The sequence below is a fragment of the Nostoc sp. NMS4 genome (assembly GCF_017115095.1).
Taxonomy (GTDB): domain Bacteria; phylum Cyanobacteriota; class Cyanobacteriia; order Cyanobacteriales; family Nostocaceae; genus Nostoc.
The window spans coordinates 1-13,891 of the sequence record NZ_JABXKI010000133.1; the positions used below are offsets into that span (position 1 = coordinate 1).

Consider the following 13,891-nt stretch of genomic DNA (forward strand, 5'->3'; position numbering starts at 1 on the left):
GGTAAGTTTTTGCAGAGGCTATTACAAGATTTGCGATCGCAATCACAGCAGTAGTGAGTGTTGAGTTAGGAGTTAGGAGTTAGGAGTTAGGAGTTTTGTTTATCTCCCCCTGCCTCCCCTACTCACTGCCCCCTGCCCCCTGCTCCGTACTATGGGCGCATCTTCATACAGAATTGGTATCACGGCAAATTTTCTCGCAGTAATGCTCGAAAACCTGCTTGTTGAAAATGCTCATCGGCGGTCAGTGCTTCAGTGATTCCGCTATATTCCATGACAATAAAAGATACGCAATCGACAAATCCCCATTCTTTCTCTGTTCGTTCCCGATATAGCTGGAAAGCACGTTCGTAGAGTTCCTGGGAAAGGGGGACAATTTCTACTTTAGAGTCTGCTACTAGAGAATTTAATAATATGATTGCCGCCTGACGATAAGGTTGTTGGGATAAGGCATTGCCAATTTCCAACATTACCGCCTGTGTTGTCACCAAGCGAGTTTCTGCTGCTTGTAATATTTTAGCCAGATATAAGGCTCGGTCATGCAAGCGATCGCTCGGTGCAGATAAGGCAATGGCAAATGATGTATCAAGAAAGACTTCAGAATGCATGAAAAGTTTACTTGCTGTACAAATATTTATCTATATTGGCAGACCAGTCAGCCGGCCCTTCGAGGTTGAGCGATCGCGCTGTTTGCAGAAATGATACCGTTTCGTGTTCGCTTGGCGGTAAAATTTCAATACTGATTCGCACGCGGGTATTAATTGGCAGTGCGATCGGTTCAGCCGGATAGAAAACTTTGCCATTAAACACAGCTGTGATTTTTTCTACCATTTTCCTTAAAAAGTTCTTCTAGTCTATCCTAAGCTGCTTGCAATGATACGGGTAGGGTACCCGCATTTCTCACAAGCTCCCTGCTCCCCTAGCGGGTGAAGTAATAAGTAATAAGTAATAAGTAATAAATAAGATTCATTACTCATTACTTATTACTCTTTACTTATTTAATTAATGAGATGTGGTGAGAAATCCAGGGGTAGACGACCCGATAAGTAGTGAAGATACTTATACTTGTCTTACAAATTATCTCGATTTTACAAAATTGTCTAAACTATCAACTGAATTACACCCCACTGTCCATTTGTCAACCAAGAAGAGTCAGATTTTGCTACTTGCTCAATAACTTCTGGTTTTAAACCAACTGCTACTTCTGACTTCAGGGTACGTAGAGCTACTATTGGCACTGGTAGGTAGCAAACTATATCTGTAATGTTGGTCGTTAGTTCCCAGTGGCGATCGCCTAATAATCGGCGATAATTGGCATCTCCTTTAACTATAACCAAACTTGCATTGGCTAACTCATTTTTGAGATAGTCGGGTATTTCCCAAAAGGCTAAAGGCGATGTCCAAAAGTAATCTTCAGACAGCACTAAACGCCCTGATGCAATATTGTCTTGCAATCTTTGGGCAAAGGAGATAACTTGTCGATCTCCACTTGCGGCTAAAAAATTTGTTGTGTAATGTACATCCTTAATCGTGGCATCAGAGACAAAAGTTGGATGTGGCTTTAAGTGTAAGTAAACCCGATTAGCCAGTCCGCTAGTTAACAAAAAATCTACTAAACATAAATCACAAACAAGTTCAAAACCAGCATTATCTATAACAAAATCAATCCGTCCGCCTTGAGAGTTGGTTAATAATTCCGTGACTTGGGAAGCATCATTTACTAGGATGTGAGCTAATTGAGTTTGAATATCAAAACGACTGCGATCGCTCTCAAATGCTGACCATAAACTTAAGTCAACTCGATTTCCCCACAAAGCAAAATATAACAATGCTGTTAAAGCTGTTTTGTTTGATTCTTCCTTTGGTTGTGAATTATCTAACCAATTGTTAGCCTGACCACACAGCAGACTAATCGAATCCAGAGATGCTTCTAAACCTTGAGACTTTTGTAATTTAAATGGATCGACACCTTGCCATACACCAGGGCGAAAATAATTAGTAATTTCCAGAATCAGCCGAAAAAAATAAGTTTCGGCAAAAAACCAGGGAACATCTACCCAACGCTGACCTTTGTAGAGTTCTAAATAGGTATTCCAGGCTGAAAAATCTACAGCAGTATCATTTAAAAGCGGTTGCAGATATCCTGCTGGCAATTCTGTCGCCAGGTTTTCTAAGCTGGTATTAATCTCTAATGGAAAATTATTTTCTGCGATAACTCGGCGAGCGATCGCTGGCATTCGTTGAGTAACTGTAAACTCAGTAAAAGAACTGACTTCTGACCCCAAAAGAGATGGTGGTATGGGTAATTTTGGGATGTGGGATACATTCACCACAAACTTTTCTTCTCCTGATATTTTTATTTATTCTAACGCCGTGTGCGACTTGATTTCAAACCTAATCAATTCAAAAGCGGGATAAATCAACCGATGCCTGTAAACAAAGCATTTAATAAAGTTAGAGAATCTCTTTAGAAAGCTGGAATTAGATTTGTCCATTGTAAAACACTTACCCTGCGAGGCTTTCACCTTATTTTAACACCAATAACTCTGTAATATAGTGGCTCTTAAAGACAGAATGTTGCGTTGGTTCATCAGTGCTACTCCACTTTTTGTAACGATTTGAATATTTTCAGTACAACTTATATAAATATCCGAAATTCAGCCGTAATTATTAGTAGAATTTCAGTGTGAAAACTAGTTAAATACTAGTTGAATTATTTTGTGGTGAAAAATAAAAATCATGAAGCTTTTAAAAACATTTTTTGCTGCGATTGCATTAATTACAGCCTCAATTGGGCCTGCCTTTGCTGATACTACTAGCGTTCAAATTACAGATGCAATCTATGGTGGTAACGGTTGCCCTGATAACTCCGCTGCTGTGCTGATTAGCCCTGATGGTCAAGAGCTAACCATTCTATTTGACCAGTTTATAGCCCTAGCTAATAACCAAGCACAAAGCCGTAAAAGCTGTAATTTGAGCATTGGTATCAGATTACCCCAAGGCTTTCAAATTTCCCTTTACGATGCTGATTATCGGGGCTATGTTGCTGCTGCAACCACTGGAACACTACGAGCCGAGTACTTTTTTGCTGGTGGTCGCGGCCCAGTTTTTACTCGGACTTTGATGGGCGGAACTGACTATTTTGTTCGAGACAGCTTGGCAACCGTAGCTAATGTTTGGTCAGCCTGTGGCGATAGTGTAAATATGCGGGTGAATGCTTCGATGCGCGCCAGTGGTGCCGGGATGGCTACCGTTGACTCCTTTGATCTTGCTCACCGTGGCTTAATTTATCACATCAGATACCGTCGCTGCCTTTCCTAGACGAACTAATTACTAGTTTGTGATTTTCGGACGTTTGACGACACCAATTAATAGAATGCTAAATAGACAACGCTGTAGAAGAACATTAATACTGTGCTTCTACAGCGTGATTTAAATAGATTCGGCTTTTATTTAATAGTAATTATCAAAAAAATAATCTTTACGATAGAATCAAATGCTTTTAATTTCAAAATAAATGTCCTAAAAATAAGCTGATATAGGAATCCGATTTGATTTCTGAAAAAAATTAGGTATTGTACTGTCGTGACACAGCTAAAATAATGTATTAGATGTAGGTTGGGTTGAGCAACGCGAAACCCAACATTGAGCTTGCAACATTTTAGCCTTGCCACGCCAGTAGGGTGTGTTAGACGGAACGTCGTAACGCGCCAAATCCTTGTAAATAGTGCCGTACTCTCGGCTGGCTCCCCTACGTGTCTTTTCAAAAATCAAATAAGAACCCTAATAGTGTCAAAATATTATATGTATAGTTTATTTACAAAGTCATTTATGCCGAAAGCAATTTGGAATGGAGCTATTTTAGCCGAGAGTGATAATACCGTAGTTGTAGAAGGCAACCATTATTTCCCTGTTGATACCATTAACAAACAGTACCTTACTGAAAGTAACACTCACACTACTTGCCCTTGGAAAGGTGTCGCCAGTTACTACAGTATCGAGGTTGATGGGGAAATCAATAAAGATGCTGCTTGGTATTATCCCAACACCAAGGAGAAGGCTAAGAATATTGAAGGCTATGTCGCTTTCTGGAAGGGTGTAAAAGTCGAAGCTTAATAAAGGTTCCTAGAAGTATTTTGGTTTTAGGTAATTGACATTAGGTTCGATTAATTACAGGACTTACGCAAAATATCTCTCAAACTCTCATTTCTCTGTGTTCTCTGCGCCTCTGTGGTTCGATTTTCCGTTACCTGTGCGTAAGTCCTAAATTACCCATAAAATAATTAGCCCGTCTATGCGGGCTAATTATTTAAACTATTTTATTTACAAAATAGCCGCCCTCATCGCGGTCTTATTATAAGCTGTTATAGCGGTTATCAATTTTTAATTAGAAGCTGCATTTTCTGCTACAGGATGAATAATTTCCTCCAGGGTTTGCAATAACTCTTGCTCGTTATAAGGTTTAGAAAAGTAAGCTCGCGCCCCCAATTGCATGGCCAATTGCCGATGTTTATTGCTGCTACGAGAAGTCAGCATCGCAACTGGAATATTTTTTGTATCAACATCTGAATTTACCTTACCTAAAAAGCCATAACCATCAAGGCGAGGCATTTCAATATCGCAAATTACTGCCTTAACTTTCAATCCACTATGGAGTTTTTCTAAGGCATCTTGACCGTCTTTAGCTTGCTCTACTTGATACCCTCCTTTTTCAAGGGTCAAGGCTAAAAAGCGGCGGACATTAATCGAATCATCTACGATTAAAATTGTGCCTTTCTGTTTAATAGATGCTGCTGACATTTTCTCTTCATCAAATATCAGGAACGGGGTTTTTAACCTTGCCGATGGTAATTGAATGCCTTTGGTAGTTCTCTGATTTGTAGCAATCCAATACAGCAACTCATTGATATTAACTAGTGGCACTACTCGACCATCACCGAGAATTGTGCAGTTGCTAAAACCTTCAGGTAAAGGTATATTTCCCTCGACTTGGCGAATCGCAACTTCTTGTTCACCCCAGCAACGGTCTATTTGAATTGCTACTTGTTGATTATTACCTTTGACTACTAATACACTGTTAGTACTAATGGCTGCCGGAATTTCCAACTCTGGGCTATCGTAGCGTAGACAATTAAACTCTAAATAGCGAATTAAGCGAATTAATGGCAGCATGGTTCCTTGCCAATTTAAAACTTCGCTACCAGCCATTTCAAAAACTCGCTCGTCTTGGAGTAAAGATATTTCAGAAATAACATCTGTGGGAAATGCTAATAGAATTTTGTTGATTTCTACTAGCAGAACTCGTGCAACAGAAAGTGTAAATGGTACTGATAAGGTGAAGGTAGTACCAACTCCTGGTTCTGTATCAACTTTCACATCTCCTCGAATCAGTTTGAGGTTGTTGCGAACTACATCCATACCGACACCGCGACCAGATAACGCTGTCACTTGTTCGGAGGTGGTAAAACCTGGTTCAAAAATTAGTGATAATAGTTCTTCATCACTAGCATTAGCTAGTAGAGAAGCATCTAATCCCATAGCTAAGGCGCGGGTACGAATTTTCTCCAGAGAAATGCCCCAACCATCATCACGGATAGTAATGAGGGTGCGATTACCTCGGTGAGTCGCGGTAATTTCAATTAATCCTTGTTCTGGTTTACCCAAAAGGCGACGTGTGGCAGAGTCTTCGATACCATGATCGAAAGCGTTCCTTAATAGGTGCATTAAAGGTTCATTTAAAGCTTCTAAAATGCTGCGTTCAATTAAAGTGTTGCCACCTTCAATTTTTAACTGAACATTTTTGCCATACTCGACATTTAAATCGCGTAAAGCTCTTGGAAAACGTTCAACTAAATCCGACAATGGCCGCATTCGGATGTGATTTAGCTTTGTTTGTAACTGTTTCGATGTTTTGTTTAGTTTTCGAGCAATATGGTCTGTATCATCTACACTGAGTTGCACATCTGTTGTGACTTCCTGTACCTGAACAATGGTTTCCATAACTTCCTGCGATCGCAGATTTAATTCGTTATAGCGATCCATTTCTAAGGCATCAAATTCTGTGTTTATACCTTGTATTTGGTGGCCATTTTCAGCTTGCAACTGCGCCCCATTAAATGTGGTCGCGTGAGTAGAAATTTTGTCGGAGACTATACGTAATTCCTGGTTTTCGCGGTCGAGAACTTGGACTCGCTGGTTGAGATTACGAACGAGTTTGCGTAATCTTTCTAGTTGCGAGTTTAACCCGTTTCTCTGAACAATCAGTTCGCCAAATAAATCATTAATTTGCTCTAATTGTTTGCTAGGAACTCGGACGCTATTCTCATGAGTGTCTCTTTCTTTAGCAACGGCAACTGGCTCTCCTTTGCCTTCGCTAAATCTGGCATCTGGAGGATTATCTTCTCTAGCAAATATTGTATTGTGTTCGGTGACATTGACAGAATTTACATCCTCGGCAAATTCTGCATCTACAAATGTAAAATTGGCTGCAATTGCTTCATCTTTAACCCAAGCTTCTGGAGTTATCTCTGCTTGCCAAACAGCTGTTGACACTACTTGGGTGTCGAGGATATCTGTGGGGAGAAGCTGTGGTATTACTTCTGCTGGTAATAGTGGTTGGGATTGCGTAGAACTACCCAAGTTAATTTCCGTAGGCAAGTTATCGAATTGATTCGTCAACACCAAAGCTTGCGATCGCCGCCATGCTTGCAATGCTAACTGGGCAATTTCGGGAATGCGTTCCCCGCTAACAGTTTCTAAATGCTGCGTTACTGACTCACAAAGCTTGCTAAAAGCTGGCAATTGCAGCATTTCTCCCAAACCACCTAATTCAGCTGCCAAAATCGTAATTTCTTCATGCAATCCGGGCTGTTGGCTATCTGCCAATATAGATTCTAGACGCTGCAAACACTCTTCGACTTCTGTGGCAAATAGCAAAGGGATAACGTCTTGCCCGTCCTCTGGGGATAGCATAGTTGAGGCATCTTCTGGGCTGGGGTCGCCCAAGCGATCGTGCAATTCATCAAAGATGGGATAACAAAAAGTTTCTAACCACGCATCTTCGACAACATTCCCTTCTGCAAGCAATTCCACAATCTGACGCAGCCAGTCAACTCCAGATAGCAATAAACTTTGCAACTGAGTATCAATTTCTAAAGAATTTTTTTTAGTTTTTAAAACTTTAAAGGAATCTTCCAGACGGTGAGATAAATCACTTAGCGATTTAAATCCCATCATCCCTGCGCCACCTTTAATAGAATGAGTAGCCCGGAGTGCAGCATTGATTTTATCTAAATCGATGCGGTTACTAGTATCGATTTCCAGTAATACGCCTTCTAAAGTATTTAAGTAATCTGTTGCTTCTTCCAGAAACTGCATCTGGATTTCTAATTCTTTGTCTTGTTGCATGGTTTTTGTCCTTAGTCATTGGTCAATCAATTTTGGATTTTAGATTGCGGATTTTAGATTTTTATTTCAATCCAAAATCTAAAATCTAAAATTTGCATGGTCATTCGTCATTCATCACTAGCAAAGGACAAAGGACAAATGACAAATGACAAACTTAACTAACTTTGAAAGCCTCGACAGTCTCTTGCAACTGCTGGGAAATCTCCACAGTTTGTTGCAGAGATTCAGAAACTTGGCGAGAAGAATCGCTGGTACGTTGTGATATAGCAGCAATATCTTTCATCAATTGGCTAACACTTTGCGATGTTTCAACCTGAGATGCAGTTGCGGTAGAAATCGACTGCACTAAGGAATCAATTTGAGATGATACATCCAAAATTTGACTTAGACTTTGTTTAGCCTCCTCCACAATTCGAGTCCCTTCTACAACTTGGGTGGTTCCTATTTCCATTGCTTGCACTACTTCACTGGTTTCTCGTTGGATATTTTCAACAATTTGCTCAATTTCTTGGGTTGCGGCGGCACTTCTAACCGCTAGTTCGCCAACTTCTTCAGCGACTACGGCAAAACCTTGACCTTCTTCGCCGGCACGTGCTGCTTCAATGCCGGCGTTGATGGCAAGTAAGTTAGTTTGAATAGCGATTTGGTTAATCAAGGACACCACGCGAGAAATTTGTTGTGAAGATTCTCCCAAACGTTTCACTTTCTTGGCAGTTTCACCCACAGTTTCCCGCAAAGAGAGGATGTTTTGTACTGTCAAATCCATCGCGTGTCCACTGTTGGTAGCGGTGTGAGCAGCATTGTTAGCAATGAAGGCAGCTTTTTCGGCACTTTCGGCTACGGCTTGCATCGATTGGGTCATTTGGTCAACAGCATCAAGGGTGCGGTTGATTTCGGCAGCTTGGGTTAGCGCTTCCTCTGCTAAGTGGCGCATGGCTCCTTCGTTAGAGCCAATGGCACTATTTACATGGATGGCAGCTTGTTTAACTTGGGTAACAATATCCCGGAGGCTTTCGACAATGGAGTTGAAAAAGTCGGCAACAGTACCTATTTCCCCAGCTGTTACGTCTGCACGTACAGTTAAGTCACCTCTAGCTGCACCTTCTACGTCGTTGAGTAGTTGTAAAAGTTGTTGTTGCAGTGTTTCGTCTGACCCACTTACAGTTACATTTCTGACTTTTTCTATCTCTTCTATTAACTTAGCTTGTTCTAAGGCATAACCGACTTGAGTTGCTATCTGTTGAAACAAGTCAATTTCCGGCTGTTGCCAAATATGAGGAGTTTCGCAATGATGAGCAATTAATAAGCCTAAAAGTTTTTCTTGGGCAAAAATCGGTACGATTAAATGACCTTTGACAGCAAATTTTTCTAACAGTTGGATGTAAGCGTCGGCATTTTTCAGGCTTGGGTCTTGATGAATATTGGCAACCGCTTGCACCTCTCCATCGTGATAAGTTTCTAAATAATGTTCTCGAAAATAAGGGTCATCAATTTGCACTCCCAACATTTCCGGCCAATTACCAGTTACCGATTCCGCAACGACAACGCCAGCCAAGGTATCTGGATTCAGACTATAAATGATTACCCGGTCTGTTTTAAGAATTTGCTGAACTTCTTTGACTGCTGCGTGATAAATATCTTCAGTTTTGAGAGTTTTCCGAATCCGTAAGGTAATATCTGCTAGTAATTTTGCACCTTCAATGTCGATTTCCTGTTCCTTAACTAAGACTTGCAATTGTTCGGCCATCAGGTTGATATTTGCACTCAATACCCCTAATTCGTCTTCTCTTTCAATTTCCAGACGGGTATTAAATTTACCTTGACCTAACTTTGCTAATGCCGCAGTTGCATTCAGAATTGGCTGTGTAGTTAGTTTAGCTAACCGAGATGCGATCGCACCCACAATCAATGCTGTCAGTGCTGTACCGATGGCTATAGTCCACAATAATTGTCTTTGCGGCTCAAATACAGTTGCTGTATCTGTAGCTAAAAGTACTTGCCACTTTAAATCAGGTAAACCATCTATGGTACTGGCTGGTACATAGCTAACTAGTTCTTGTTTTTTGTGAGTTTTGGGAACTTCTATAAAACTATCTACCTTTTTGGCTACCAGTAATTTAGTTAAATTAGAATACTCTTCCTTGGCTTCTTTCCCCAATAATTCCTTTTGCGGACTCAAGAAAACTGTTCCCGAAGCATCGAGCAAATGGTATTGTTGTCCGTTGGCTGCGTAATTTTTGATCACTTCCTCTAAAGATTTTACGGGCATACGTGCTTGTACCACGCCAATCGTTTGACCCGTCTTTGTCTCTTTCACAGGTGCGGCTAGATAAATACTTACTACACCAGTATTTTTTGCTGCTTCCGGTTTGCTGATCAGAGGAGTATCTTTTTGTAAAGCGTCTTGAAAATAAGTACGGTCTTTTTGATTTTCTAGGGGTTCGCCTGTGGATTGCACAAGCAAGTTACCTTGGCGATCGAAAACAGCAATACTGTCATAAACTTTGTAGGCTTCAACAACCCGATCTAAGACTGCTTGCTTTTCCTGAGTACTAATACTAGCTTGAGAATTTGTCAAAAATAGCAAGTTTGATATTACCTGAATATCACCGTAGCGTCCCAGCATGAAACGGTTAACTTTATCACTTAACCCGGTAGCTTCAGCTTGTTGAGATTGGGTAATTTGCTTAGTAATAGATTTGTTAGCAAAACCAAAAGCGATCGCACCGATGCCCAAAACTGGTATTGTACCGATTGCGATCGCTAAAATAGTCGCTTTCTTCACCAATCCCAGCCTGGTAAAATAGGCAATTCCCTGATTTAAAGAAGAATTATTAGCAGTTTCAGTAGTCAGCTTCGTTGGTAGCTTTACTACAGTTCCAATAGCTTTTTGAGATGAAATCAGTGATCCTCGATTTTGAGCGCTATTACCTTGATTCGTGTTGGTTTTATTAAACATAAAATTAGTTCTCCTGAGTATGTGAATAAGAACACTAAAAATCTTTTTTAGTAATACACCCTAATCACTGCGGAGAATAGAAGACTGAACAATCGCCTGTGCATCTAATACCAGTAATATTTCTTCCTGTTGCACAACGCACCCACATAAATAAGGAACTAAACTGGATGCCACTTGTCCGATAGGAGAATGAATATCATCAACTATGAACTTAGTTGTACCTTTGATTTCTTGTACAACTAAGCCTAACACTAATGATTCCACTTGGATAATGACTACATTGTACTGGCGCAGTCGATAATCTAGGGATTCTAAATTCAGCATTCTTGGTAAATCAACTACCCAAATTATCCGACTCCGCCAATTCATTAATCCTAATATGCAGGATGGCATATTCGGCATTGACGTAATAGATTCAACAGGCACAAGAATTGCTTCTTGCGTATGCCTCATTGATAAAACAGCAGTAGTTTGTTGATTTAGCTGAAACCTTAGATAACCATCTGCTAAGTTATTTGGGATTGGTTTTGAAGAAAGAGTAATATTTGTACTAGTCATTGATTCAAATTACCACTGATTTAATAGTACGTAGGAGATGTTCGCGGGTGTAAGGTTTAGTTATATAGGCATCTGCACCTTGTCTCATTGCCCACAAACGGTCAATTTCTTGATTTTTAGAACTACAAACCACAATCGGCACTTTTGCAGTAATCGGATTTCTTCTCAGAGAACGACACAATTCAAATCCGCTCATTTCTGGCATTACTACATCAGTAACGATCGCATCTGGTTTTTCTAACACAGCTTTTTCTAAACCCTCTTTTGCACCACTTGCTTTAATTACGTTGTAACCACTTTCTTTGAGATAATGGCTCATTAATTCCAATTCGCTGGGAGAATCTTCTACAATCAAAATTGTGCCAAGCAAAGTCAGGCTCACTATTAAATCTCCTCAAAAAATAAATTAAACATATTTTGTTATTTTTATTTACCTTTTTCCAATCAACCAAGATGCTTAAAAACCATTTTTAGCAATTCTGATTGTGTAAAAGGCTTGGTCAAATATCCCGACGATCTGACCATTTTAGCCTTTGCTCTGTCGATAAATCCCGTTCTACCAGTCACCATAACGATCGGTGTATTTTTAAAAGCTGAATGTTTTCGTAATAAGGAACATAGCTCGTAGCCATCTAAGCTTGGCATTTCAACATCGAGCAAAATCAGATCGGGCTTACTCCGCAGAATTTGCATTAAAGCTTTTACCGGATCGTTGATCATTACAACTGAAAATGTGTTTTCATCCAAAAAGTGCTTGATCGAATTCAAAACAGTTTGGCTATCATCAATACAGGCAATTGTATATAGTTTTTTGCCAACAGATGGCTGAGTATTTTTATGATTCTCAGGAAGATCAAAATTGATTGGTATTGGCAATTTTTGTCCAAGTTTTATTTGCATCTGTGGCAAAACTTGAGCCGATTGTGTTGCAGATAAAACTTGGGAACTCGCACCAGCCGGAATTGATGACTGAATATTTTGCCGATTTCGTAACTGCTTTTGACAGTGTTCAACAAGCAACCGTAAATCTAGGCGACAGAACTTTGGTAGTTCACTCAAAGAGCTTTCTGGACTAAATTCATAGCTACCTTCTTTTAAACACAGAAATGATTCCATTACTTCTTTTGCCAATTGGTCTATCAGGTTTCCTGCTTGTACAGAGGTAATATAGTCCTGATTTACTAACCAACAAATAGCTTGGTAATCTGCATTTGGTATTGATTGATGTTCATTTTTCGTCTCAAACATCAGCCGCATTTGTACGCGAGTGGCGCTGTTGAGAGCAGGAATTTGCTGACTCAATCGGCGCAAGTGACTGTCAAGGCGCTCAAATAGTTTATCTGAATAGGAGGCATAAGTAAGTTTACCGTCCTCTAGATAGATTGACCAAAAAACTATCCCGGTAAATACGCTTAAGCAACCCGTAGCACGCCGACTTGTTAATTGTGCCAACAGAGATAGCGGATGTAGTTTCTGGAACAACCTGTAGCTACCTATAGGAGTTGTGCTCATTTTGCTTTTACTTCAGCTAAAATTCGATACGTGTAAGCTAAATTCGTGTAGGGTTATTCCACAATTAAAATCAAGTAAAAAGCATTAAACTTTTGGATTTTAAAGTACATCTGTTTACATCTAGATTTGTGGTGAAACTCAACGAGAGTAGCGTTATTTTCAGATGAGCAAATCTTAGTAAATTCGTAAATTGTGATTAATCTACTTACTGTTACTGAGATTTATCAGCATCTTTCGAGAAATAAGACATAAAAATGTCAAGACTAGATGAAGCCACTTTCCATTGAGTAACCCCAATCTGACCACAGGAATAATACTGATTTTATTGACGGTAATATCTTTGAACTTCTGTATTTACACTTAAGTGAAATCTATTTTTTAAACAAGTAAGAACTATATGAAGCCACTTTTAATTAAATACCCCCGTTATGACTACAGGGATAATACTGATTTTTTTGAGAAAAATAAAACAGAATTCAGATGGGTTAGCAACCGTACCAGGAAAAGGTGTGAAATTAACCGGCATCTCCAGGTTAATTTTTCTGGTTGTCCAAAATGCGCGTAGGCGTAGCCCGTCGTAGACATCGCAGAGCAAAATTGTTCCTAATGTGGAAGTTCTATGATTGCGATGCCTACGACTGTAAACCCAGCTAACAGAAAACCGCTAGCGGGACTTAAACATTTTTGAGGCATAAATAAGCCTCAACCCCATACAGGGCAAGGAAAATACACCAAATCCTCAAAAATGCTTGAAACCCAGATATATTAAGAAACCAGGCAAAACGATGTCAAAGTCTCTCTGCATATAGATTTGAGGCTTTTTTCTGGCTACTTTTTGTCTAAGTCCCAATAAAGAATACATACAAATGAAGGATTATACCAGTTTTTTAGAGATTGTCGCTCAAACCGAAGAATTATCGTAAATTCAAGGGTTTAAGAACCTGCAATCTATAATATGTAGCAGTAGTTTCAGTCGGGGTTTAAATGCCCGTCTGAAATGTCTAAAATGTTTGAATTTTGTTAGCGCCGGCGGCAAGCGAGTCCGCTTACTCTGTAAGAGTTGCAAGCTACGCTTTTAGCGTCTGTCTTCGACACGCTGTTCGCGTTCGTAGAGAGCGTCATTTTGAATTTTGAATTGTTAATTTGATATTTGTGTCTATGGTCTTTTTACAGTTTATTTTCTCACTACTTGAGTGTAGATTCACATAGAAATACCTGTACTAAATTCTCATAGTCAAAGATAAAGAAATATTGATTAGATTTGAACAGCTTATCAAAATGTGATATGTTCTTTCTGTATACTACGGCAAATCAATCGGTTTAGTGTACTATAACTTTATTATCATAGATATGGCTGCTTAAACTAGAACTCTTGCAAAAGTGTTTTATGGTATAATAAGGGATTTGGCAATTTGCAATTAGGACTTTGAGGAGCAGTGAAAATAGAGAACGCCAAAC

General features: G+C 39.7%; 10 protein-coding genes. 2 read left to right on the forward strand and 8 right to left on the reverse strand.

Going from position 1 to position 13,891, the window contains the following annotated elements:
- Positions 1 to 179: 179 nt before the first annotated feature.
- The 3 genes from HWQ37_RS10850 to HWQ37_RS10860 form a co-directional block, all read right to left on the reverse strand.
- A complete protein-coding gene (locus HWQ37_RS10850; protein ID WP_292746819.1) occupies positions 180 to 605 on the reverse strand; it encodes a type II toxin-antitoxin system VapC family toxin in 426 nt (141 codons plus the stop codon).
- A 7-nt stretch (positions 606 to 612) separates the two neighbouring features.
- Complete coding sequence (locus tag HWQ37_RS10855; protein WP_292746820.1) at positions 613 to 828, reverse strand: hypothetical protein; 216 nt, start codon at positions 826 to 828, stop codon at positions 613 to 615.
- Between the two features lie 269 nt (positions 829 to 1,097).
- A complete protein-coding gene (locus HWQ37_RS10860; protein ID WP_465249687.1) occupies positions 1,098 to 2,327 on the reverse strand; it encodes a damage-control phosphatase ARMT1 family protein in 1,230 nt (409 codons plus the stop codon).
- A gap of 409 nt (positions 2,328 to 2,736) precedes the next feature.
- Here HWQ37_RS10860 and HWQ37_RS10865 point away from each other — a divergent pair, with 409 nt between their 5' ends.
- Both HWQ37_RS10865 and HWQ37_RS10870 read left to right on the forward strand, forming a co-directional pair.
- The gene (locus HWQ37_RS10865) at positions 2,737 to 3,318 is read left to right on the forward strand and encodes a DUF4360 domain-containing protein (protein WP_292746824.1); all 582 of its coding nucleotides are present in this window, start codon (positions 2,737 to 2,739) and stop codon (positions 3,316 to 3,318) included.
- Between the two features lie 510 nt (positions 3,319 to 3,828).
- Positions 3,829 to 4,113, forward strand: coding sequence for a DUF427 domain-containing protein (locus HWQ37_RS10870; RefSeq protein ID WP_292746826.1), 285 nt, complete (start codon positions 3,829 to 3,831; stop codon positions 4,111 to 4,113).
- 267 nt (positions 4,114 to 4,380) lie between these two features.
- Here the strand turns inward: HWQ37_RS10870 and HWQ37_RS10875 are convergent, their stop codons facing one another.
- The 5 genes from HWQ37_RS10875 to HWQ37_RS10895 all read right to left on the reverse strand — a co-directional run bounded on the left by HWQ37_RS10875 (position 4,381) and on the right by HWQ37_RS10895 (position 12,433).
- Complete coding sequence (locus HWQ37_RS10875) at positions 4,381 to 7,404, reverse strand: hybrid sensor histidine kinase/response regulator (protein WP_292746829.1); 3,024 nt, start codon at positions 7,402 to 7,404, stop codon at positions 4,381 to 4,383.
- A gap of 154 nt (positions 7,405 to 7,558) precedes the next feature.
- Positions 7,559 to 10,363 (reverse strand): methyl-accepting chemotaxis protein, encoded by a 2,805-nt coding sequence (locus tag HWQ37_RS10880; protein WP_292746831.1) that lies wholly within the window; start codon positions 10,361 to 10,363, stop codon positions 7,559 to 7,561.
- Between the two features lie 60 nt (positions 10,364 to 10,423).
- Complete coding sequence (locus HWQ37_RS10885; protein ID WP_292746834.1) at positions 10,424 to 10,921, reverse strand: chemotaxis protein CheW; 498 nt, start codon at positions 10,919 to 10,921, stop codon at positions 10,424 to 10,426.
- Positions 10,922 to 10,925: 4 nt separating this feature from the next.
- On the reverse strand, positions 10,926 to 11,303 hold the full coding sequence (locus HWQ37_RS10890) for a response regulator transcription factor (RefSeq protein ID WP_069071198.1): 378 nt from the start codon (positions 11,301 to 11,303) through the stop codon (positions 10,926 to 10,928).
- Positions 11,304 to 11,365: 62 nt separating this feature from the next.
- Complete coding sequence (locus HWQ37_RS10895) at positions 11,366 to 12,433, reverse strand: response regulator (protein ID WP_292746838.1); 1,068 nt, start codon at positions 12,431 to 12,433, stop codon at positions 11,366 to 11,368.
- Positions 12,434 to 13,891 lie beyond the last annotated feature (1,458 nt).

Excerpts from the sequence above, each read along its gene's own strand:
- HWQ37_RS10850 (WP_292746819.1), bottom strand. The coding sequence starts at position 605 with ATGCATTCTGAAGTCTTTCTTGATACATCATTTGCCATTGCCTTATCT.
- HWQ37_RS10855 (WP_292746820.1), bottom strand. The coding sequence starts at position 828 with ATGGTAGAAAAAATCACAGCTGTGTTTAATGGCAAAGTTTTCTATCCG.
- HWQ37_RS10865 (WP_292746824.1), top strand. The coding sequence starts at position 2,737 with ATGAAGCTTTTAAAAACATTTTTTGCTGCGATTGCATTAATTACAGCC.
- HWQ37_RS10870 (WP_292746826.1), top strand. The coding sequence starts at position 3,829 with ATGCCGAAAGCAATTTGGAATGGAGCTATTTTAGCCGAGAGTGATAAT.
- HWQ37_RS10875 (WP_292746829.1), bottom strand. The coding sequence starts at position 7,404 with ATGCAACAAGACAAAGAATTAGAAATCCAGATGCAGTTTCTGGAAGAA.
- HWQ37_RS10880 (WP_292746831.1), bottom strand. The coding sequence starts at position 10,363 with ATGTTTAATAAAACCAACACGAATCAAGGTAATAGCGCTCAAAATCGA.
- HWQ37_RS10885 (WP_292746834.1), bottom strand. The coding sequence starts at position 10,921 with ATGACTAGTACAAATATTACTCTTTCTTCAAAACCAATCCCAAATAAC.
- HWQ37_RS10895 (WP_292746838.1), bottom strand. The coding sequence starts at position 12,433 with ATGAGCACAACTCCTATAGGTAGCTACAGGTTGTTCCAGAAACTACAT.